The 18,851-nt window shown below is 68.6% G+C and carries 24 protein-coding genes; 10 read left to right on the forward strand and 14 right to left on the reverse strand.

All coding sequences use genetic code 11. From position 1 onward, the window contains the following. The first annotated feature begins 569 nt into the window (after positions 1-569). Both AB0927_RS25800 and AB0927_RS25805 read left to right on the forward strand, forming a co-directional pair. Entirely contained in the window at positions 570-1,127 is a 558-nt protein-coding gene (locus AB0927_RS25800) for a replication/maintenance protein RepL (RefSeq protein WP_366670083.1), read from the forward strand. Beyond that, positions 1,124-1,603, forward strand: a complete 480-nt coding sequence (locus tag AB0927_RS25805) for a MarR family transcriptional regulator (protein WP_366670084.1) — start codon at positions 1,124-1,126, stop codon at positions 1,601-1,603. Before AB0927_RS25800 ends, AB0927_RS25805 begins: the two co-directional genes overlap by 4 nt. Before the next feature lie 1,038 nt (positions 1,604-2,641). Here AB0927_RS25805 and AB0927_RS25810 read toward each other — a convergent pair. The 8 genes from AB0927_RS25810 to AB0927_RS25845 form a co-directional block, all read right to left on the reverse strand. Then, positions 2,642-3,889, reverse strand: coding sequence for an IS110 family transposase (locus AB0927_RS25810; protein ID WP_366670085.1), 1,248 nt, complete (start codon positions 3,887-3,889; stop codon positions 2,642-2,644). A gap of 1,103 nt (positions 3,890-4,992) precedes the next feature. Beyond that, positions 4,993-5,265, reverse strand: coding sequence for a hypothetical protein (locus AB0927_RS25815; RefSeq protein WP_366670086.1), 273 nt, complete (start codon positions 5,263-5,265; stop codon positions 4,993-4,995). Continuing rightward, positions 5,265-5,498 (reverse strand): hypothetical protein, encoded by a 234-nt coding sequence (locus AB0927_RS25820; protein ID WP_366670087.1) that lies wholly within the window; start codon positions 5,496-5,498, stop codon positions 5,265-5,267. Before AB0927_RS25820 ends, AB0927_RS25815 begins: the two co-directional genes overlap by 1 nt. A gap of 374 nt (positions 5,499-5,872) precedes the next feature. After that, the gene (locus AB0927_RS25825) at positions 5,873-6,199 is read right to left on the reverse strand and encodes a hypothetical protein (RefSeq protein WP_366670088.1); all 327 of its coding nucleotides are present in this window, start codon (positions 6,197-6,199) and stop codon (positions 5,873-5,875) included. A gap of 264 nt (positions 6,200-6,463) precedes the next feature. Beyond that, a complete protein-coding gene (locus AB0927_RS25830) occupies positions 6,464-7,036 on the reverse strand; it encodes a hypothetical protein (protein WP_366670089.1) in 573 nt (190 codons plus the stop codon). 170 nt (positions 7,037-7,206) lie between these two features. Then, positions 7,207-7,686, reverse strand: a complete 480-nt coding sequence (locus tag AB0927_RS25835) for a hypothetical protein (protein WP_366670090.1) — start codon at positions 7,684-7,686, stop codon at positions 7,207-7,209. Further along, positions 7,683-7,817 carry a hypothetical protein gene (locus tag AB0927_RS25840; RefSeq protein ID WP_366670091.1) on the reverse strand — a complete coding sequence of 45 codons (135 nt, stop codon included), beginning with the start codon at positions 7,815-7,817 and terminating at the stop codon, positions 7,683-7,685. Before AB0927_RS25840 ends, AB0927_RS25835 begins: the two co-directional genes overlap by 4 nt. A 103-nt stretch (positions 7,818-7,920) precedes the next feature. Beyond that, entirely contained in the window at positions 7,921-8,511 is a 591-nt protein-coding gene (locus tag AB0927_RS25845) for an HTH domain-containing protein (RefSeq protein ID WP_366670092.1), read from the reverse strand. Between AB0927_RS25845 and AB0927_RS25850 the strand changes: the two genes are divergently transcribed. The 3 genes from AB0927_RS25850 (at position 8,512) to AB0927_RS25860 (ending at position 10,241) form a co-directional block, all read left to right on the forward strand. Then, on the forward strand, positions 8,512-9,093 hold the full coding sequence (locus tag AB0927_RS25850; protein ID WP_366670093.1) for a DUF6233 domain-containing protein: 582 nt from the start codon (positions 8,512-8,514) through the stop codon (positions 9,091-9,093). It begins immediately after the preceding gene. A 98-nt stretch (positions 9,094-9,191) separates the two neighbouring features. After that, positions 9,192-9,668, forward strand: coding sequence for a hypothetical protein (locus AB0927_RS25855; RefSeq protein ID WP_366670094.1), 477 nt, complete (start codon positions 9,192-9,194; stop codon positions 9,666-9,668). A gap of 123 nt (positions 9,669-9,791) precedes the next feature. After that, a complete protein-coding gene (locus tag AB0927_RS25860) occupies positions 9,792-10,241 on the forward strand; it encodes a hypothetical protein (RefSeq protein ID WP_366670095.1) in 450 nt (149 codons plus the stop codon). 127 nt (positions 10,242-10,368) lie between these two features. Here AB0927_RS25860 and AB0927_RS25865 read toward each other — a convergent pair whose 3' ends face one another. Then, entirely contained in the window at positions 10,369-10,665 is a 297-nt protein-coding gene (locus AB0927_RS25865) for a hypothetical protein (RefSeq protein WP_366670096.1), read from the reverse strand. Then, positions 10,662-11,543, reverse strand: coding sequence for a hypothetical protein (locus AB0927_RS25870; RefSeq protein WP_366670097.1), 882 nt, complete (start codon positions 11,541-11,543; stop codon positions 10,662-10,664). The genes AB0927_RS25865 and AB0927_RS25870 overlap by 4 nt, the downstream gene beginning before the upstream one ends. A gap of 279 nt (positions 11,544-11,822) precedes the next feature. Here AB0927_RS25870 and AB0927_RS25875 point away from each other — a divergent pair, with 279 nt between their 5' ends. The 3 genes from AB0927_RS25875 to AB0927_RS25885 all read left to right on the forward strand — a co-directional run bounded on the left by AB0927_RS25875 (position 11,823) and on the right by AB0927_RS25885 (position 14,262). After that, positions 11,823-11,966, forward strand: coding sequence for a hypothetical protein (locus AB0927_RS25875; protein ID WP_366670098.1), 144 nt, complete (start codon positions 11,823-11,825; stop codon positions 11,964-11,966). A 42-nt stretch (positions 11,967-12,008) separates the two neighbouring features. Beyond that, positions 12,009-12,518, forward strand: a complete 510-nt coding sequence (locus AB0927_RS25880; RefSeq protein ID WP_366670099.1) for a hypothetical protein — start codon at positions 12,009-12,011, stop codon at positions 12,516-12,518. Between the two features lie 457 nt (positions 12,519-12,975). Next, positions 12,976-14,262 carry an ATP-binding protein gene (locus AB0927_RS25885; RefSeq protein ID WP_366670100.1) on the forward strand — a complete coding sequence of 429 codons (1,287 nt, stop codon included), beginning with the start codon at positions 12,976-12,978 and terminating at the stop codon, positions 14,260-14,262. A gap of 80 nt (positions 14,263-14,342) precedes the next feature. Here the strand turns inward: AB0927_RS25885 and AB0927_RS25890 are convergent, their stop codons facing one another. The 3 genes from AB0927_RS25890 to AB0927_RS25900 all read right to left on the reverse strand — a co-directional run bounded on the left by AB0927_RS25890 (position 14,343) and on the right by AB0927_RS25900 (position 16,988). Beyond that, positions 14,343-15,197: a helix-turn-helix transcriptional regulator gene (locus AB0927_RS25890; RefSeq protein ID WP_366670101.1), complete on the reverse strand. Its 855-nt coding sequence runs from the start codon at positions 15,195-15,197 to the stop codon at positions 14,343-14,345. A 9-nt stretch (positions 15,198-15,206) separates the two neighbouring features. Beyond that, positions 15,207-15,446, reverse strand: coding sequence for a hypothetical protein (locus AB0927_RS25895; RefSeq protein WP_366670102.1), 240 nt, complete (start codon positions 15,444-15,446; stop codon positions 15,207-15,209). Positions 15,447-16,136: 690 nt separating this feature from the next. Further along, positions 16,137-16,988 carry a helix-turn-helix transcriptional regulator gene (locus AB0927_RS25900; RefSeq protein ID WP_366670103.1) on the reverse strand — a complete coding sequence of 284 codons (852 nt, stop codon included), beginning with the start codon at positions 16,986-16,988 and terminating at the stop codon, positions 16,137-16,139. A gap of 85 nt (positions 16,989-17,073) precedes the next feature. Between AB0927_RS25900 and AB0927_RS25905 the strand changes: the two genes are divergently transcribed. After that, a complete protein-coding gene (locus AB0927_RS25905) occupies positions 17,074-17,868 on the forward strand; it encodes an SDR family oxidoreductase (RefSeq protein WP_366670104.1) in 795 nt (264 codons plus the stop codon). A 70-nt stretch (positions 17,869-17,938) separates the two neighbouring features. Beyond that, positions 17,939-18,238 (forward strand): hypothetical protein, encoded by a 300-nt coding sequence (locus AB0927_RS25910; RefSeq protein WP_366670105.1) that lies wholly within the window; start codon positions 17,939-17,941, stop codon positions 18,236-18,238. 45 nt (positions 18,239-18,283) lie between these two features. Here AB0927_RS25910 and AB0927_RS25915 read toward each other — a convergent pair whose 3' ends face one another. After that, positions 18,284-18,841 carry an XRE family transcriptional regulator gene (locus tag AB0927_RS25915; RefSeq protein ID WP_366670106.1) on the reverse strand — a complete coding sequence of 186 codons (558 nt, stop codon included), beginning with the start codon at positions 18,839-18,841 and terminating at the stop codon, positions 18,284-18,286. Positions 18,842-18,851 lie beyond the last annotated feature (10 nt).

Below are 18,851 nucleotides of genomic sequence, written 5' to 3' on the forward strand. Positions count from 1 at the left end.
TCAGTGTAGTGGGTGCATCCGGTAGATGCACATGTACCATTGGTGAAAGCACGGGACACCCCTCAACCATCCGGGAACCTCCCCGGAATTCCGAGAGGAACGACCGCAGATGACCCGGGCTCAGGATTCCAGAACTGAAACCTGAGTAGGGCGACTGGAGACCGCTGCGATTCGCGATGAATGACGGGACGTCAAAGCCCGACTGAAGCTTTCCGAGCCACAGCGAAGAGCAATCCCGGCAGGACGGCTTGGCCTTACCGGCGGCGGTCGAGGAGAGGTGACCGCCGTGGTCGCGAACGAGAACAGGGTGGGCGTACAGGCAGGGGCCGACTGCGGCCAGCGCTGGGCCGCTCTTAAAGATTACAGAAGGCGCAACGTTCTGACCTGCGAAAACGTGAAAGTTGTATGCTCCCTGGCTGCATACAACGCGTCGCCGGAGCCTGAGTTGTATGCACGTAGCTGCATCAAGGGATGTGAGCAAGGGGCACGCCGTCTCGGTGCATCGTTCCGCGAATAACATGTCAACCCTGGTATGTTATGCGCCTCGATGATCTTCGTGAGGAGGGCCAGTGGCCCAGTCCCAGAGGCGTAGCGCGCCGGCCGACGCTAGGGCCGTACGCCCGGCACCGGTCCCTCAGCAGCCCGATGACTTCAACGGTCTGGAGTCCGCGCGGGACCTGCTGAAGAGGCTGGAGGAGCTGGGGCGGAAGGGCGGCACCTTCTCCACGAAGGGCGACTCGAAGCCCTACGCCTTCTACGGCCGGATCCACCTCAGCGCGTCCCAGCGGCTCCAGGACGAGCTGTGGAAGTTCGGCTTCTCCTCGATGGCGAGGAACGTGCTGGACCACATGACGGTCCACCACGACGACCAGGCCATGGTGAAGATGACCCAGCGCGGCCTGGCTGAGAAGTTCGGCTGCTCGCAGTCGAAGGTCTCCCGCTCCATCGGCGAGCTCTCCCGGCAGAACTTCGCCTGGAAGGAGAGCAGGGGCATGTACCGGCTGCACCCTCTGTACGCCTACCGTTGGGGGAGCGAGAAGCAGCACGCCCTGGTCAACAAGCTGGGCCCGAAGGTCCTGACGGCCCGCGAGATCGTCATCCCGAACGTGAGGAAGGCAGAGCGATGAGCGACAGCCCCATCCCCGGCTTCCGCAACCCGGAGGCCTTCGAGGTCCTGCCGAACGCCCGGCTGAACCCCACGGCGCGCGACGTCTTCGACATCCTCCAGGCCCGCCAGGAGCCGTGCGGCCTCGTCAAGATCCGGCAGGCCGACCTCGCCAAGCGCCTCGACATCAGCCAGGCCGCGGTCTCCCGCGCGATTGGCCAGCTCAAGGACAAGGGCCTCCTCGACGGCCGGCACCGTCAGGGCAGCGTGCTCATCCACCCGCTCTTCGCCGCGTACGAATCGCTTCCCCACATGCTCAACCACCTGAGCGACCCCGACACCTTCGTGTGGCCGCTCAACTTCCCCACAGGCGAGATCCGGCCCCCGCGGGCGAGCGACGCGCGCACCGACACCGGCTTCGACCCCAACCCTGATCCCGATGGCGGCGAGGACGCTCCGGCTCCCGAGACCCGGCCAGCACTCCGGCTCGCCGGCTGATTCCCCCTCCACGAGCGAAGGCTCCGCACCCTTGGTGTGGAGCCTTCGCTCGTTGTCCTGGAGGTGTATTCACTCAGGCTGCATACACCTCCAGGGTGGGGCGGTGCTGGCCCTCGGAACCGTTGTGCGCCCTGAAGCCGCCGACGTCGGCCCCGTCGGCTGGGGCGAGCTGTCGGTAGCGCTAGGGGAACTGTCTTGTTCTGGAGCAGCAGAACAAACGGCAGCGGCCCCGGTGGCCGTGCTGCGTTCGTTGCTGCCCGGGTTAGGGCGGCCTTGCTACTCGTGCAGCACCCGTGTGCCGTCTGGGCCGTGCGAATACTGCGCTGCACTCCTCGCCGGGCGTGCAGCGGCCCTCTTGCACCCTTCACCACCAGGAGCAGCAGGACGTCGGCGGGAGCAGCACGGTGGCGCTGCTCCGGACGGTGACAGCCGCCAGGCGGTCGCGGCCTGACGGGGGCGGGACGCGTCTTGCACCCCATTAGTAGGTAGTACAGGTAGTACCTACGTGCGGGTTGAGTTTCCTTCCCCCTGAGGCAGAGCTCGGGTCGGGGGCAGCGAGACGGTGGCGACGGAGGAGGGAGCGCCGGCGCCCGTCATGGAGCCGTTGCCGAGGTGCAGGGCGCTTCACCGTTGCCCGAAGCGCTGTACGCCGTTGTGAGCGCCTTTCAGGGCCTTGATCGTCGGCTCGGGAGCCCGGAGGGCTCAGAACGCCGCAGACGGCCGTACAGCGCCGGGAAGGATCATGTGCGCCGGGCGGTGGGGTCGGCCTCAGCTGAGGAGAGGGCGGGTGATGTGTGCCCGCGCGGCGAGCTTCGCCCTCAGGGGGAGAGATCTACAACCCGCACATAGGTACTACCTGTACTACCTACCAATGGGGTGCAAGACGGGTGCCAGCCGGTCCGGGCCGGGGCCCTGCCAACGGGGACTCTGTTGCACTCGTGCGTTGCCCCGGCGTGTTGCAGGGCGCACCCTCGGCCTGGAGCTCTGGGCCGACGGCGGCGCGGCGATGGGTGCAAGACACCTCAGGCGCCTAACGTGTCAAGCTGCGGCGGCGAGTTCGACCGGGAAGGCGGTGTGTTCGTCGAACAGCTTGTGGTGCTGGAGGCAGTGGTAGAGCTGTCCGAGCATGCGGTTGAAGAGGTTCCTCTGGGCTGAGGCATGCCAGTCTCCATGGTTGTCGCGGCGCCTTCGGTAGTGGGCTTTGGCGCCTGGTGAGGCAGTGATGGCGGAGAAGGCCCACAAGTAGCCGGCGTGGTTAAGGCGGTCGTTCTTGACCCACCGGCGGGTGATGCTCGACTTCTTGCCGGAGGCCCTGGTGATGGGTGAGGCGCCGGCGTATGCCTTCAGGCCACGGGCGTCGGCGAACCTGGTGCGGTCGTCTCCGATCTCGGCGAGCACCCGGGCACCGATCTGGACGCCGAGGCCGGGGAAGCTGAGGATGATCTCAGCGTCCGGGTGCTGAGGGAAAGCCTCTTCGACCGCCTTGGCCAGGTCGTCGGCGGCGGTGCAGGCTGCCTGGAGCTGGACCAGGAGCGCGAGCATCTGTTTGCCGAGCGCGTCCTCGACCAACGCCGGCTGGTGGGCCCAGTCAGCGCGGAAGACCTCCCGGAGCCGTTCGGCCTCGGCTGCGATGCCGCGTTGGCGGCCGGCTCGCTTCAGAGCCGCCTGCAGCTGCGTGCGCGAGAGCTGCGCGGCTCGCGTCGGTGTCGGTGCCGCCTTGAGAAGCTCGTGGGCTTCCGGCCGACATAGACCGTTGCGCCAGGACTCGAAGGCGGCCAGCGCGGAGGGGTAGTACTCCCGCAGCAGGGAGCGGAGCTGGTTGGAGATCTGCTGCCGGTTCCAGGTGGCGTCCTGCTGGGCACGTGCGAGCACGGCGACTGCGCGGGCCAGGTCGCTGTCCTGCGGCAGGGGCCGGTGGGCGTGCATGTCGGTGCGAAGGATGTTGGCCAGGACCAGGGCGTCGCCGGGGTCGGACTTCTTGCGGGAGACGCTGTGGCGGTCCCGGTAGCGGGCCGCGGCCATCGGGTTGATCGCGAACACTTGCCGTTTGCCGGTTCGCAGCACCGCGACCAGTAGTCCGCGGGAGGTCTCGATCGCGACTGGGATCGGGGCCTCCTCGGTGTCGCCGTATTCGGCGAGAAGGTCCAGCAGGATCTTGTAGCCGGCCGCATCGTCGGTGATGTGCCGCTTGGCCAGTAACTGGCCGCTGTCGTCGACCAGGGCGACGTCGTGCGTTCGTTCGGCCCAGTCGATGCCGCAGTAGATCAAATCTTTCCCCTCCATCATGCTATTCCTGCTGCTCACGAGCTCGTGCGGAACCACGCGGCGACCTAATCCCAGGACTCAGCCTCATGGCCGGTCCGCCACCTCAGTAGCCGTTCGTGGCACCAGCTCGTCCCACGGGCCTCGGTCTGTAGCGGGAGCTCGAACGGCTCGGGCTTCTCAAGAGGTCACCGTGAAGCGGGCTCGTACCACCAACACCAACGAGCGATCTTTCGACGGGTGTTGACGCTCGGCGACGTTGGACGACGCCGATCTTTCGGTAGGCATCGCGTGCCCGGAGGGACGTCAGTCGTCCGTCCAGCGCCGACGGGCGCCAACACCTGTTCGAGGGTGGTGTGCTGCGGGAACGCCGCACGCTCTGCCGGGAGGCGTCGCAACGGCCCTGACTCGCGAAGGCGTCCGGCCGACGTCCACGCAGCACACCATGAACTCATCACCGCTGGTGAAGGCCGTGAAGGCACCGGATGCCGCAGCGGTCCAGCGGCGGCTGCCGCGAAGGTGCCGGACGCTACCAGTCTCCAGCGAGGCATCGCGGCCAGAATGCTGTTAGGTATCCGCCCGGCACCCGTGAGCGCCACCATCCATAAGGGAAGCGTGGTGGTGGCCGAGGAGGCGTCGGGACGCGCACGGTCTTGCACAAGTCCTCAGCGGGAACGGGGTGCAAGTAGGCATCATCCCGGCGCCCGCGCGACCACCACCAGCATCCACGGGACCGTGGTGGCTGCCGCGAAGGCGTCGGGCGCCGCCGCTCTGGGTGCAGGCATCCAGGCCCGGAGCATGACAGGCATACGCCCCACGCCCACGCGACCACCACCACTCGAGCAGTCCGCCGGGCCGCTGTCCCCCGGACTGCTCTTAACTCCGGATTAGGGTGCAAGGCGGGTGTCGAGCCCGCTGGCGAGGACTGCCCGGCTGTACTTCCGGTACTTCGCCTACGGCGGGTGGGAAGAGCGCGCCCGTCATCAGGTCAGTCAGTCCTAGGTCTTCCTTATACGCGAGCGATCCCTCACCAACCGACAGACCCGATCCCTCACCAACCAACGAACATGCGGAGAGGCCGGCCGGGCCCGGCAGCACGCGGTCGGCCTGGTCCAGGACGTCGCGGGTCAGACCTCGAGGTAGGCGACCACGACCACGGTCCGCAAAGCCGTGACCCAGTACAGGAGGCGTACGCGCTCGACCTCGTCGGCATACTCGCGCAGCTGGGGGCCGGCGGTGTCGCCGGGGATCGGCTCGCCGACCTCGGGGTCGACGGAGACGACGACCAGGGCGCGGTCCAGGGCGTGGATCTCCGCCTCGCTGGTGATGTTCTCCAGCTGCTTGGCGGCGGAGTCGGAGAACGCGATCCGGGCGCGGCGGGGGCCGTGCTGCGGGGGCATCAGGCGACGGCCGGGCGCTGGGAGGCGAGACGGGCGAGGTGGGCCTCGCGCAGCTCCTCCCACGGGGTGCACTGCTCGGGGTCGGGCAGGCCGTTGGTGGCGATGTCCTCCAGGACGGCGGCGAACCGGTCGGCGTCGGCGCGGGTCCTGGCCGCGTACGCGCGGACCGCTTCGGCGGCCGCGGGCTCCAGCTGCCGGGCGGCGGTGTCGGCGGGGGCCGGCTGTTCGCTCATCGAGGACTCCAGGGCGAGTAACTGGCGGGTCTCACCACGGTATCGCCGGGCAAGCGGGGCGGGGACCGCTCTGGCCGAATTGGGGATCGGTTGCATCCGTAGCCGCACCCGGAGGGGCGTCACGCTGATCGACGCGAGGCCGGAAACCGGGGGTCAGCCCCGTGATTACGGGGCCGGTGGGCAGCGTGACACCCCAGCGTGACAACCGGATCAAGGGGCGCGTGACACAGGAGCGTGATGTCCCGTGCCATTGAATCTTGACCGTTTGTCACCGAAGGTTGACCGGTGCGTGCCCGCGTACCGCGGCGGGAGCGTTGGCACGGCTCCCCCTCGCCTTCCCCTGCCCCGTGGGCAGGGGAAGGCGAGGGGGGCTGCTACTTGTCGCGCTCGCAGAGAGCGACGGCCTTCACCGAATACACGTGGAACTTGGCCACCCACGCGTTGGGGGTCACCGCGGACGGACTGTTGCTGTCGACGAAGTCGGCGGGAGAGCCGCCGTTCGTGAACGCCGGCGAGCCCTGGTAGCCGCCGCCGATCAGGTGCGATCCGCTGGGGCACTGGGCCAGCGACACGCCGCCGTTCGAGGACTCGGGCCCGACCACGGAGAAGGTGCTGTCATCGGCCGACGCGGCCCCTGCGGTGACGAGACAGGCCGCTGCCGCAAGGCCGGTAACGGCCACCGCACTCAGTACACGACGCATGTTGCTCCAATCAACGGCGAGAGCACGAAAGCCCTCTGGCAGACGAGACAAGAGCGCACCCCGAAGACCCGAGCGGTGCCTCACCGTGCAGTCATCCCTTCGAATGATCTTGTTGCGGCATCCGATCAAGCTGAGCGGCTGATCATGACTGCTCCGGCGGCAGCATCAATGCCACCAGTCAAAGTTCAGTGGCAAACGGTCAAGGTTCGATGGCACTCGACACCGACCGCCCGCACAGAGCGTGATCACCCCCAGAGGGGGCTGTCACGCTGTCGTGCCTGTCACGCGCAAACGGCCCTGGAGGGGGTTTCGAGGAGTGTTCCGCCCTCGGAACGCGATCATTTCGGACATTCGGGCGGCTGGTGTCACGCGGTCAGCGACGGCCGTGACAGGTGGCGTGACAGGGCACGTGACAGCCAGATTGTGACGCTCGGTGAGCGTGACGCCGATTGGAGCGGGACTCCCCCAGTCCCCCAGGAAGGTGTCCACCAGCGGATAGGCGGCGTCGGTCCCCCAGATTCCCCAGCTGCCTAACAGGGTGCTGGGGAATCTGGGGGACCGCTCTCGGTGATCAGTTCGCGAGCGGCGGCCAGACGTGCGGCCCGGTGCACTGTCCGCACCGCAGGCGGCGCAGCCGGCGCATTCCAGGCAGAACTGCTTGGGGACGCGTGGGCAGTCGCAGATCGGGTTGTAGTCGGGATCGTCGTCGCCCTCGAACCAGGGCTCCCCGAGCGGCGGCGCGTAGTCGACGTGGACCTGGCCGTCGGCCGTCAGGTCCTCGTACCGGGTGCCGCAGCCGGTCACCTCCGAGGCCACCACCTGGTCGCCTGCGCTCACCGGTCACCCGCTTCCGCCAGTTCGGCGGGCGCGAGGCTGCGCTCCAGCCAGGCGGCGAGCGCAGCGGTGGCCTCCGGGTCGGCCTGGGCAAGGCGGCCGGCGAACCCCAGCTCGCCGTCGGCAGCCGGGGCGCCGGTGCGGGCGAGCGCGGTGAGCAGGGCGGCGTGGGCTCACACCGATTCGGGCAGCGAGTCGGCGGCCGTACGCGCGGCCGGGTCGGCGTAGTGTCCGGAGCGGTCGGCGAGGGCCTGCGCCAGCCAGCCGTCGACCACCGGGTGGTAGTCGCCCCGGTGGACCAGGACCTCGCGGGCGGCCTCGTCTCCCGGCCGGGTCTCCACGGTCCGGTCGAGTCGGCCGGCTCGCATGTGCGCGGCGAGTTCGTCGGCGCGGGCGGCGAGCTGCTGCTGCTCCTGGAGGCGCTGCTGCTCGGCTTCCTCGGCTCGCCGGTCGGCGGCGAGCTCGTCCTGGACGACGGCGTCGGTCTCCGGGGCGTAGACGCCGCCGGCGGTGACGAGCAGCTGCGTGATGCGCTCCCACTCAGAGACTTCCGCCGGGCCGCGTTCGTCGTCGGCCAGGTCCTCGCGGTCGCGGTCCATGTGCTGCCGAAGCCGGGCGTCCTCGAGCGCGGCCGCGGCCTCGGTGACGGTCATCCCGGCGGCGCGGCGGCGCGGCGGCGCACCGCGCGGCGGCCGACCTTCGCCTGGTCGACCGGCCGGCGGGGCGCGGGCGTGCCGGGCGCCGGGAAGCGCCGACGGCGGGATCGGGGAACAGGGGTGCTCACGGAGCCTCCCGATTGTCGCGGGAACAGGTGACGGAATATCCGGCCGCCAGGCGGGTGCGCGGCAGTCGTAGACAGGTTTATAGCAGCTACGAATTCCGCGCTGCTAAAAGCGGATGTCGAGCCACTCCACATCTGCGAATTTCACCTCCAGGCCCGCACGGCCGCCACCGCCTTGCCGGAAATAGGCGTCCGCGATGGCCTCCGCAACCGCGTCATGCAGATCACTCTCCGTCGCACCCTCCCCCTGTGCGGCGAGGATCGCAGCCGCGCGGGAGGGGGAGACGGCGACTGTGATGTCCCGTACCCGGCCCGCGTCCGAGGTGCCCTCCGGACCGAGGCCGAAGTACGCCCGGCAGGAGATGACCAGCCCGCCCGAGGACGCCGCACGCTGCCTCGCCTGCGCTCTGACCTGCGGTTGCCACTCCGATTCGGTCTCCCGCACCAGCGCCGCCTGGAGACGCTTGTTCGGCTTGGTGGAGGCACCCGAGAGGTAGCGCTGCACCGTCTTGCGGGAGACGCCCAGACGCTCGGCCAGGGACTTGGTGGAGCCCTTCTCCCGCGTGCGAAGGAATTTCATCTGCGCTCGCGCGGATTTCGGCGCGGGCCGGGTGAACAGGGCCCGCTCCGCTCGGGCGAGGCCGTCCAGGATCTTGGCGCGCGTCCTGGCCGCGCGCTTCGCATCGTCAGCAGTCATGTGATCATTTCGCCCCGCCGGGCCTGTGGACAGAGACCGGCGGCCGGGCCTGCCTCCCGTGGTCGGCATGACGACGACTCCCCCGGACGGCCCGCCGGTGCCGGTGCGGTCCTGCCCGACGGCCAGGAGCTCACCGCCCGCCTGTGGTCCCGGCGCCAGACGCCGCGCGGCTGGCTGTACGAGGTGGGGCTGCCCGCATACCGCAACACCGAGGACGGCGACGTCCAGGCGGCTGAGTACCGGGTATGGGTGCGCGCCCCCGAGCACGTCCGGCCGGTCGACGGCGTCTCCTACGACGTGGTGCCCACCGAGAGGCTGCCGCCGCCGTCGCCAGTGCGCGAGGCGCTGGGGCCGCGCCGCCCCTCGGGGTGGGTGCTGCAGAAGGCCGGCGGCCGCGGGCCCGGCGGCGCCGTGCTCCACGCCGTCGATTGCACCGAGGCGCCGCAGAACGCGCCGCTGCTGACTCTGGAGCGGGCGCTGGACGTCGCGGAACAGCCCGGCACCCGCCTGTGCTCCATGTGCGGCGCGGCGCAGGAGCTGGATCCCGTGCTGCGCGGCTTCGACCACATCGACGGCGGCTGATCTCCACCCTTGCGGGTGACGGCGCCCTGGTCGGCGTGGACGCCGGGCCGCTACGTTCCCCCTGACCTGGTGATCGAAGGGGGAGGGCGTGGGGATGGGTGAGCAGCGGGGCGCGTTACGGGGTCTGCGGGTGGGTGGTGATCGTCATCGAGGTGCCGGTGTACCTGGTGTGGCTGGTCCAGGTCGGCTACCTCACCGGGCAGGAGCTGCCCCGCGGCGACATCGCGCGGTGGGCGCCGCCCGTGCTGCTGCAGCCGGTGGCCGTGCTGTTCTGCGTGATGGCCGGCTGGACGTGGTGGCTGAGCGTGGTGGCCCGCACCCGGTCCCCGCTCCGGGAGGGGTGGATCATCGCATCGCTGGGGTTCGTCGCGGTCAGCTCGGTGTTCTGCGGGGTGGTCTCAGTCGACGACCCGTCGGTCTCGGTGGGCCTGCTGAGCGCCGCCGTGACCGGACTCGGCATGATCGGGATGTTCTTCATCCCGGCCGCCGCCTCCCGCCAACTGCCGGACGTCATCCGCCGGCGCGCGGCCGAGCGGCGTGCCGATGCGGGCCAGGCCGAGGCGGACGACGCCTGATTGCCCGGACCGGCGCCCGCGGGGGATGCTGCGCGTCCGACAGCGAAGGGGAGAGGGTGTCCGAGTACGACGAAGAGGCCGCTGGCGAAGCGCTCAGGAAGGCTACTGAGCTGCTGCCGGACGATGGCATCGACGACGGGAGCCGAGGCGGCGCAGCAGGCTGTCCAAGAGGCTCTCCAGGTGCTCCCCGGCACGCCGGAGCCAGGCTGGACGCCCGAGCAGGAGAAGCAGATCCAGGCGATGGTGCACGAGCTGCGCACGGTCCGGAAGATGGACCGGCCCGGAGCCGGCCTTCTGCGTCGGCGTCGTCAGGAGCAGGCGCGCAAGCGCTACGTCGGCCTGGCCATGTTCAGCGACCCGCAGCTGGTGGACGAGGCCGAACTGCGCATGTGGAAGCAGAACATGACGGTGGCCGTCCTGCTGGAGTTCGCGGTCAGCGACATGCGCCGAGACGACGTGCAGTCGGCGGTGACCCGTCTGGAGATCGTGCACGCCGCAACCTACGCCGACCTGACGGAGTTCAAGCAGAAGATGGCCGACGGGGAGCAGGACGACGACGCCGGCAGCACGTGACCGTACTACGATTGCCGCGTTGGACACGGCAGCGCGTGTATGAACATCCGACCCCCACGGCTACGCGTGTGAGGCCCCGCACCGGCGCATCAGCGTAGGGCGGGGCCTCACGGCTGTCACCGGGGGGCTACCTGCGCGCGGTGGTGTTCTCCCGGATCGCGGCGGCGACCTCCAGCAGCGTGTACGCGAGGGCGGACAGACCTGTGCCGGCGGCCCGGACCAGGGCGTCTTCGTTGCCCATCTGTGCGTCATTGTGGTCCATGGCCCCGGCCCGGCTGGTCTCACCGGTCGCAGGACTCAGCGTGGTGTCCTGCGTGCGGGCCTGTCGGCGCCAGAGGCGTTTCATCCAGCCGGCCAGTGTCACGATGAGTGTGGCGCCCAGGCTCCCGAGGAATTCGGGCAGCGCGGCGGAGAGTACGTTCACTTCAGTCTCCGTGCGGTGCGGTCTGCCGCCGCGGCCCGGTCCATGTGGCGGTCGCCCAGTCTCCGGAGTTTGCGCCGCACGCTGTCTCCGAACTGCCGCTCGTAGCTGAGTTCCCTGGCTACCGAACCCCAGGAGTCGCGGGCCGCTGACCACTCCAGGGCTAGGGCCTGCTCGGCAGGTCGCATCGCCTTCAGCACCGAAGCGATCCGCGTGTCGAGCTCGTTGGACAGCAGCTTCTGTTCGGGGGTGCGGTGATCGACCAGCAGGTCTTCGACGGTTCGGGTCGCGTCAATCGGCTGCCCCAGCAGGAGGGTCCGCTTCCCTCTTGCCTTCCGCTCCCACAGCGGCTGCAGCTGGCTGTGGTGCTCCTCCGCCTCACGCTTGAGCACGCCCTTGACGTAAAAAGCACCGTATCTGGATGCCAACAGGTCGACCCAGTCCCCTAACAGGGCCATCTCCACGGCTTCGCGCCAGCGGCCGGGGTGCCGGCCCAGTACGTCTTTGGTGAACGCGTCGACAACCTCAGCGTCGCCCTCAAGTGCGGCGTTCCGTGCGAGGAACGCTTCATGTACATGTGGATGGAACGCGATCAGCACGGGCGGCCGCCTGAGCACGGCATCCAGCTGCAGCAGAATGATTGCGAGGAATTCGGCACAGTCACGGGGTCCGAAGATTTTCTTCGCCAGGTCCTCAGCTGAGGACTGCGTATCTCCTTCCTCCGGTGGCAGTTCTGCCAGCACAGCTGTTAGCTCGTGCTTGTACTTGCGGAACTCCTCGATCAATTGGACTGCCAGATGGATCAGGTGCTCGCGATGGCAGATCCTGGTGCCGTCGGCACCGTCCGTCTCTGCGTAGAACGACTCGAGAGTCTGCTCCATAGACTCAGAAGCTGTACGAATGCGGTCCTGCAGGGAAGTTGGATCTGGTCGGGGCGGTGTGTTCACGAGGAACTCCAGCGGCGTCAAGGTGAATGAGTGCATGAGGCTTCTCCACCTAGGCCCGGGAGCGCCTTGGCCCGGCAATAAATCTCGCAGCCCTCTCTGTGATCTACGCCACACCATCTCTGACCTGGGGCGCACCGCCGGGCTCGCCTTCCGGCATACCCCCGCAGGAAATGCGCGGCCGTTCAGATCCGCGTGTAGCTGCTGCTGAAGTTCATGGACACCGCGATGAAGAAGGACGACTCGGTGGAGACGCTCGCCCGGATCGAGGCGCTGAACGCCGTGACGTACGAGGACTACCAGCAGGCCAAACGAGCGCTGGCAGACCGTGAGCCGAAAGACGTTGAGCCAGTCAGGTGATAGGGGCGAGGGAGGCGCGAGCGCGTGGTCCATCGTGGCTGTGTGAACCAGGAAATGATCGACCAGGTAGGGCACTTCACCGCCCGGATGCCGCATCAGGGTGAGCCTTACGAGCCCTCTCCTGTCCCGACGGCCACCGTGCAGGAGCATCGATGCTCCGAGGAGGCGTGCAACAGGTGCGAGGCCAGAGACGCGCTCGCCACGGGCCGCGATGTGTACGCGGACATTGAGATGAGCCTCAAACGGGTCCGTGATCTTCTCGAAGTCGCGGCCCTTATGGGGCCAGCCGACCATGACGTGCGGATCTCTTATCTGGACAGCCCCATGGCTCCAAGAAGCGGGTGCGGTTCCGGCGCACTCGTCGACGCCGCGTACCGAAGTGTCAACGCGGCTCAGATGCTCCTGTGGGCGGCCCGCGGCCAGGACTTTCGCTATCTCGCACGGGCCAACAGCTTCCTCACCGCCGCGGCGTACGGAGCCGCCCGCGCCACGGACCGCATGATCGTCTTCGCGGGAATCCCGGAGAGCCGTGAGGGGGCAGTTTCCGCCTGAGGTGATGCTGGCCTACCCAGTGCGGGCCCCCCACCGTGGTGCACGTACGGGTCGGCTACCTCACCGGGCAGCGCCTGGACGACGAGCACGCCGCTCGGTGGGCGCTGCCTGTGCTGAGCGTAGTGGTCACCGGGCTCGGCAAGGTCGGGCTGTTCTTCATCCCGGGCGCCGCTCCCAGACCTCATCCGCCGTCGCGCTGCCGCCAGACGCACGGGCCCGGACCGACCAGGTACCACCCGGCCGTGACCGGAGCCGTGCACGGGGCGTTGGACACGGCAGCGCATGAACATCCGACCCCCCCCCGCGGATACGCGCGTGAGGCCCCGCACCGGCGCAGCAGCGCAGGGCGGGGCCCCACAGTGTCCGGGTGACCATGCCGCTCTGGACGGCGGCATCTGGCGGTGGATGTGTGGAAAAGGTGTGCAGGGAGAGTGGTGGGAACGTCATCCTGGACACCATGCCGAACCTCGCACATCCCCTCTTCAGCGCTCCGGTTGACGGTATCGACGCCGAGATGGTCCGCGGCTTCCTGGACCTGGAGTTGGAGGAGAGTTTCACCGTCGACTACAAGCGCGGCTTTGACTCGGCGGCCGAGACCGTCGCCGCGATGGCGAACACCTACGGCGGCCTCATTCTTATTGGCGTCGATGCCCGCCAATCCGACAAGAACCTGCCCGGCCCTCTGGTCGGGGTCAAAGCGATCGACAAGGACCGGCTGGTCAGCAAGATGGCCACCACCTTCGATCCGCCCGGGTGGACACCCGACGTCATCCCGGTCACCGTGGACGACAAGTTGCTCCTGGTGGTCCGCATCGATCCGGACACCGTGCCACGGCCGCTGTTTCACCAAGGGGCGGTCAGGATCCGCCTGGACGGTCGCAACGCGACCGCCGACCGCCGCCTTGTCGAAGTGATGTTCCAGCAGGCCGACGCGGTCTCGCCTCAGACGTACTTCAGCGACCCGCGCTTCGCACCCGACAATCACGCGGCACCCCACAACCGGGATGCCTACCGCACCACGCCGCCGGACATGGTGATACGCGCCGCAGCTTCCCGTCCCCTGCGGCGGAATTCGGCCCGCCTACGCCTGCACGGCACAACGGTCGACGCGCTCATACAGGCGCTGAGCGCACCCAGCTTCACCGGTGGGCACGTGTTGCCGGAACGGCTGCACCTGTTCGCGCGGCGTGTGGACGCGCAGCAGTACCAGGAGCCGTGGGCGATCGATCCCGAGCACGGCCACGCCTGGTTGGTCCGGCTCGCCGCCGGCCACCAAGCCCCCTCCACTCAGGACGGCCCTCGTGTACGGCTGGAGTGCACGGTCAGTCTGGCCAACAACGGTACGAGCCTGGACGTTTTCTTCGATCTGCTGTTCTGGACCCAGGGTCAGAAGATCGCGGATGACCTGTGGGTGCAGGGCTGTTACGAGGCAGTACGGGCCCTCACCCACGACGCTCTGCCGACTCTTACCGAGCGCCTGCTCGGGACGTCGCTGACGCCCGCTCCGCCGATCGAGCTGCACATCGCCTCGGGCAAGAGGGAGCAGCCGTTGCTGGATGACACGCTCAGTACGGAGTGCCTCGGTCAGCGCACCGGGACCGGCGGTCTTCGCCGCGGCACCGACTACCTGCCGGACGAACTCGTGGCCACCGGCGACCTCTCGCAAGCGGTCACCGAGGCCCTGCGCAACATCGCCCTGGACTGGCGCTACCTTCACCCCCACCTTCCTCTGATGCACGACTGACCATCGCCATCACCGGCCGCTCGCGAGGCACGATGCCGGTGCCGGGCGCCAGGCGCCCGGCACCGAGGGGTGGGTCAGCTTCACGGCGACGGGGTTGTGCACCTGGGGCACCCTCGCCCCTGCTTAACGGCCGAGAGGCGGAACCGGCTGACCAGACCGCAGGTGACGCACTGCGCGGTCCACGGTGCGGTGACAGAGCGGGGGAAGGGTTCGACCGGGAGGAGGCCAGCGTTGAACATGACACCGTTGGCCCGGCGTTGCCCTCTCCAACCGCGCCACATCCTGCGCTCTTGGCTGTCGGCCGTCTTCCTGGCCTCCGACTCCTCTTTCTCCTTGGCCTTCACCCGGTGATATGCCTGGATGTAGATGTGGAACTGGTGCTCCTTGACCTGGCAGGCGTACAGGTAGGCCCGCAGCTGCTCGACGCTGCTTGGCAGCTGCTGGCGGTGGGATATTCGGTAGGCGACGCTCCGGGACAGGAACGCGAACGGCTTCCGCGTCTCGTCGGCTTCGCGAGCAGCCTGTACCCGGTCTTCCAGTTTCTGCATGGGAGGGCGGTTGTTCTCTTCCCAGACCCTGGCCAGGGCCCTGCCGAGCTCGTCGCGTGTGCTCACCATGCTCGGGTGCGGGGCTTGGGTCAGGAAGCGTCGCTGCCGTCCAGGAGGCCGGGTGGCCTTCTCGTACAGCTGTTTTGCTTCCTCGGCGTCGAGACCGAGTTTGGCGACGTATCCGTCCACCACGGGCTTCTTGGGTGCGACAGTTCCGGCTTCAGCCCGCTGGACGGTCGAGGTCGACTTTCCGATGGTGTGGGCCGCCTGAGCTTGAGTGAGCCCCAGCGCGGCACGGCTGCGACGCAGAGCATCGGCCAGCTGACCCACGGCGCTGTCAGCGTCCGGCACCTTCTTGAGGCGCCGGACCTTCCGTACGGTAGTCATGGCGTGGGGTCAGATCGGGGTGGCCCGCAGCTCGACCAGCGCTGGGCGCAGCAACGCGGCCAGCCTGCCAGTGGTACAGGCCCGCGCTACCACGGCGCCGAAAAGGCCAGCGCAGCCGACGACGAGGACCGCGGTGGCCGGCTTCATCCCCTTGAGGATCAGCACGGCCACGAAGAGGACCATGACCGCGATGATGACGACCTCGGGGCCGCTCGGGCGCGGCCGCGGGTCGACAAGGGTGTTCAACATGCCTAGCTCCTACTTCAATTGCGCGTAGCTGTGCAGGACGTCGGTGGTCCTGCTTCCAACCAGGTTGTGCCGCTGGGCGGTTGGCTCGCCGGTCGCGGTAACGGAAATGCTGCCACTCCATGACCATGCGTCATGACCGATCGAGGAGTTTTATTCACAGTCATCCCACCCTCGAATTCGGTTCGCGATACGCATAAGTGAGAGCCATAGGGCAAATCATTGGCCAAAGGGCAAGCACTCTCCGTAATGAAGAAGGCGCCGACCAGGGTGGCTACGGAGTCGCTCGCCAGTGCCAATTCGGCAGAACGCCACAACTGCGTAGATGATCATGTAAACACCCAGACGCAAACCAGTTTGGCTTGCCCTCAACGCCCCGAGACTGGGACGATTTTTAAGCCCCTGCGCCGCGTAGCTCCAACCAGGTTGATCAGGGACACCGTGCGGGCCCTGGTTGGCTCCGGGCCCGCAACGACGAGCCGACGGCATGCGCTGTCGGCTCGTCCGCGTTTCCCAGCCGTGCGTTGGCGGCACCGTGCCGACTGACCAGATGGACGCGACAGTCCTCCTACAAGACGCGAGGCGCCTCGTTCCCGGCAGTTGGGATGCCGGTGTGACTGAGCCCTTCGGTTGGCGGATGAGCACCGCAGTTGGCGAGTTGAGCGTGATATCTGGCAGTGGCTAGCTGGGGCGCTACGGGGTGTAGTGACTGGCCTGTGCTCCCAGGACGTTCAGCAGAGCCAAGATCTCGGCGCTGGGAGATCCCGGCGGCGCGGTGTAGAGCACGAGGTACTGGTCTCGGTCGGTGAGAGTGAGCGTGTCGCAGTCGACAGTGACCTCCCCGACGGCCGGGTGGCGGAAGGTCTTCGTGAGCATCGGGATGGTCTTTACGTCGTGCCGTTCCCAGAGGCGGGAGAAGTCGGGGCTGGCATCACGGAGTTCGCCGACGAGTCCGGTCACCGCGGGATCGGTGGGGTAGCGGGCGAGGGTGGTGTGGAGCTGCGTCACGACGCCCAGCCGGAAATCGGCGGCGTCGGAGAGCCCGTAGAGCGTCGCATCGGCGCGCTGTGGCCCGGGGAAGGCCCGGCGCGCGAGGTTGCGGTCCTCGGGGGCGAGTGGGGCGAAGTCCTCCATGAGCGCTGCCGCGAGGTCGTTCCAGGCGAGGACCTCGAAGGCGGCGGACATCACGAAGCCGGCCGTTTGCGGCAGCCGCTGAAGGAGCGCGAGGATGCTGGGGCGGACGTCGCGCCGGTGCAGTCCGGTGCGGTTCGGCGCGGTGCCCGCGAGGACGTGGAGGTGGCCGGCCTCCGCGTCGGTGAGCCGCAGCGCTCCCGCGATCGCGGCCAGGACGTCGCCCGAGGGGCGTGGCGCCCTGCCCTGTTCGAGGCGGGTGTAGTACTCGGTTGAGATGTGCGCGAGGACCGATACCTCTTCGCGGCGAAGACCTGGTGTGCGCCGGCGCGGGCCGGAGGGGAGGCCGACGTCCTGTGGGCGGAGCCGCTCGCGGCGGCTGCGGAGGAATGCCCCGAGCTCCTGCTTGTCCATACGGCAAGTGTGCGCGCAGCCGGGCGGCGGATCCTGGTACAGCCTGTGCCTGTATCCGGCCGGCAGCCGACCGGACGCTGTTGCCATGACGAACAACACGGACACCACCGACGGCGCACCCATCGGCCTGCTCAGCGGCAAGATCATCTTCATCACCGGCGCCAGCCGCGGCATCGGAGCGGCCGCAGCCCGGCTCTTCGCCTCCGAGGGAGCCGCTGTCGTGCTCGCCGCCCGCAGCACCGACGCCCTCGACCGCATCGTGAAGGAGATCCGCGCCGACGGCGGCGTCGCCGACGCCGTCACCTTGGACCTCGCCGACCCCGCGAGCGTCCGCGCCGCTGTCGACCACGTCGAAACGCTTCACGGACGGCTGGATGGCGCCTTCAACAACGGCGCCGTTCCCCAACGGCAGTTCGGCCCGGTCGAGACCACCAGCGACGAGGACATCGACGAGCAGTTCACCGTCAACTTCCGTTCGCACTGGACGGCCATGACCACCGAGGCCGCGCTCATGCGGCGGGGCGGCGGCGGGGCGATCGTCAACACCTCCAGCATCGGCAGCCGCCGCGCGAACCCCGCCCTACCCGCCTACGGCGCCATGAAACGCGCGCTCAACAGCCTCACCGAGACCGCCGCGGTGAACTGGGCCGGTGACCGTATTCGAGTCAACGCCATCACCCCCGGCGGCACCTCCACCGAAATGATCGACACCTGGGAAGCAGCGACTCCCGGCATCGTCGAACAGATGACCAAGTCGATCCCGCTCGGTCAGATGGCGGAGCCTCGGCAGATCGCCGAGGCGGCCGCGTGGCTGCTCAGCGACCGCGCCTCGTACGTGACCGGCGCGATCCTGCCGGTCGACGGCGGCGCCGGCGCCTGACAAGAGTGACCCGGGTCCTGATACGCGCTTCATCGCCATCGTCAACGCTAGCGGTCACCTGCTGCACGTCATGAGATTGGACGACTCCTGGCTCGGCTCGGTCGACCTGGCCGTGAAGAAGGCCAAGACCTCGGTGCTGTTCCGGATGCCCGGTGCAGCCCCGGAGCTGTTGGCGTCTCCCGCGGCACCGCCGACCGAGACGTGCACGTGGCCGAAGCCGCCGCCAAGGCGTACTGCCCCGCCCGCCTTGCAGGGATCGACCGGCGACTGCACCGGTCGGGGCCCTTGCTCCGGCCGCCCGAGCGGTAAGGAAAAGCCAACGTCCGCCACCCGGGATGCTCGCCAACTACAGCGCTCCTTCGCCACCTGAAGCGCTCAGTCACATCCGGGCCTCACGGCTGTTCGGGCGCGGCTGCTACAGGTCGAACTCGAGGTGCTCGATGTCCGTGAACCGGACCTCTTCCAGGCTTCCGGCGCGGCGGCCGCCGTCCTGGAAGTAGACCTCCTTGAGGGCTTCGGCGGCGATCTCCTGAAGGCGGGCGTCGCTGGCGCCCTGTTCCTGGGCTTCGAAGAGGCGGGCGGCGTAGACCGGGGGCAGGGCGACGGTCAGGTGCCGGATGCGGTCCTGGTCCGTCGACCCGACCGGCGCGGTGTAGCCCATGCGGGCGCGGGTGTCGATGACGATGCCGCCGGTGGTCGCCGCCTTCGCCCTGGCCTTGGCCCGGATCTGCGGCTGCCACCTCTTCTTCACCTCGCGCTCTATGCGCGCGGCGAGGTCGGGGCGGGGCTTCTTGATCTGGTCCTTCACGTACCGCTCGACGGTGCGCTGGGAGACCCGCAGCATCTGAGCGACCGCCTTCGTGCCCTTGAGCTGCTTGACCAGGTACCGCATCTGCGCGCCGGCCGACTTCGGCGCCGGGCGCGTGAACGCCTTCTGCACCGCGGCCTCCAGGCCGTCCCCGAACAGGCTCATCGCCGCCTTC

The organism is Streptomyces sp. NPDC048106, from assembly GCF_040706415.1.
Lineage (GTDB): Bacteria > Actinomycetota > Actinomycetes > Streptomycetales > Streptomycetaceae > Streptomyces.

What these genes read in the sequence shown, in the direction of transcription:
- AB0927_RS25805 (WP_366670084.1), top strand. Translation starts at nt 1,124, where the DNA reads ATGAGCGACAGCCCCATCCCCGGCTTCCGCAACCCGGAGGCCTTCGAG.
- AB0927_RS25810 (WP_366670085.1), bottom strand. Translation starts at nt 3,889, where the DNA reads ATGATGGAGGGGAAAGATTTGATCTACTGCGGCATCGACTGGGCCGAA.
- AB0927_RS25815 (WP_366670086.1), bottom strand. Translation starts at nt 5,265, where the DNA reads ATGCCCCCGCAGCACGGCCCCCGCCGCGCCCGGATCGCGTTCTCCGAC.
- AB0927_RS25820 (WP_366670087.1), bottom strand. Translation starts at nt 5,498, where the DNA reads ATGAGCGAACAGCCGGCCCCCGCCGACACCGCCGCCCGGCAGCTGGAG.
- AB0927_RS25825 (WP_366670088.1), bottom strand. Translation starts at nt 6,199, where the DNA reads ATGCGTCGTGTACTGAGTGCGGTGGCCGTTACCGGCCTTGCGGCAGCG.
- AB0927_RS25835 (WP_366670090.1), bottom strand. Translation starts at nt 7,686, where the DNA reads ATGACCGTCACCGAGGCCGCGGCCGCGCTCGAGGACGCCCGGCTTCGG.
- AB0927_RS25845 (WP_366670092.1), bottom strand. Translation starts at nt 8,511, where the DNA reads ATGACTGCTGACGATGCGAAGCGCGCGGCCAGGACGCGCGCCAAGATC.
- AB0927_RS25860 (WP_366670095.1), top strand. Translation starts at nt 9,792, where the DNA reads ATGGCATCGACGACGGGAGCCGAGGCGGCGCAGCAGGCTGTCCAAGAG.
- AB0927_RS25870 (WP_366670097.1), bottom strand. Translation starts at nt 11,543, where the DNA reads ATGGAGCAGACTCTCGAGTCGTTCTACGCAGAGACGGACGGTGCCGAC.
- AB0927_RS25875 (WP_366670098.1), top strand. Translation starts at nt 11,823, where the DNA reads ATGGACACCGCGATGAAGAAGGACGACTCGGTGGAGACGCTCGCCCGG.
- AB0927_RS25885 (WP_366670100.1), top strand. Translation starts at nt 12,976, where the DNA reads ATGCCGAACCTCGCACATCCCCTCTTCAGCGCTCCGGTTGACGGTATC.
- AB0927_RS25890 (WP_366670101.1), bottom strand. Translation starts at nt 15,197, where the DNA reads ATGACTACCGTACGGAAGGTCCGGCGCCTCAAGAAGGTGCCGGACGCT.
- AB0927_RS25895 (WP_366670102.1), bottom strand. Translation starts at nt 15,446, where the DNA reads ATGTTGAACACCCTTGTCGACCCGCGGCCGCGCCCGAGCGGCCCCGAG.
- AB0927_RS25900 (WP_366670103.1), bottom strand. Translation starts at nt 16,988, where the DNA reads ATGGACAAGCAGGAGCTCGGGGCATTCCTCCGCAGCCGCCGCGAGCGG.
- AB0927_RS25905 (WP_366670104.1), top strand. Translation starts at nt 17,074, where the DNA reads ATGACGAACAACACGGACACCACCGACGGCGCACCCATCGGCCTGCTC.
- AB0927_RS25910 (WP_366670105.1), top strand. Translation starts at nt 17,939, where the DNA reads ATGAGATTGGACGACTCCTGGCTCGGCTCGGTCGACCTGGCCGTGAAG.
- AB0927_RS25915 (WP_366670106.1), bottom strand. Translation starts at nt 18,841, where the DNA reads ATGAGCCTGTTCGGGGACGGCCTGGAGGCCGCGGTGCAGAAGGCGTTC.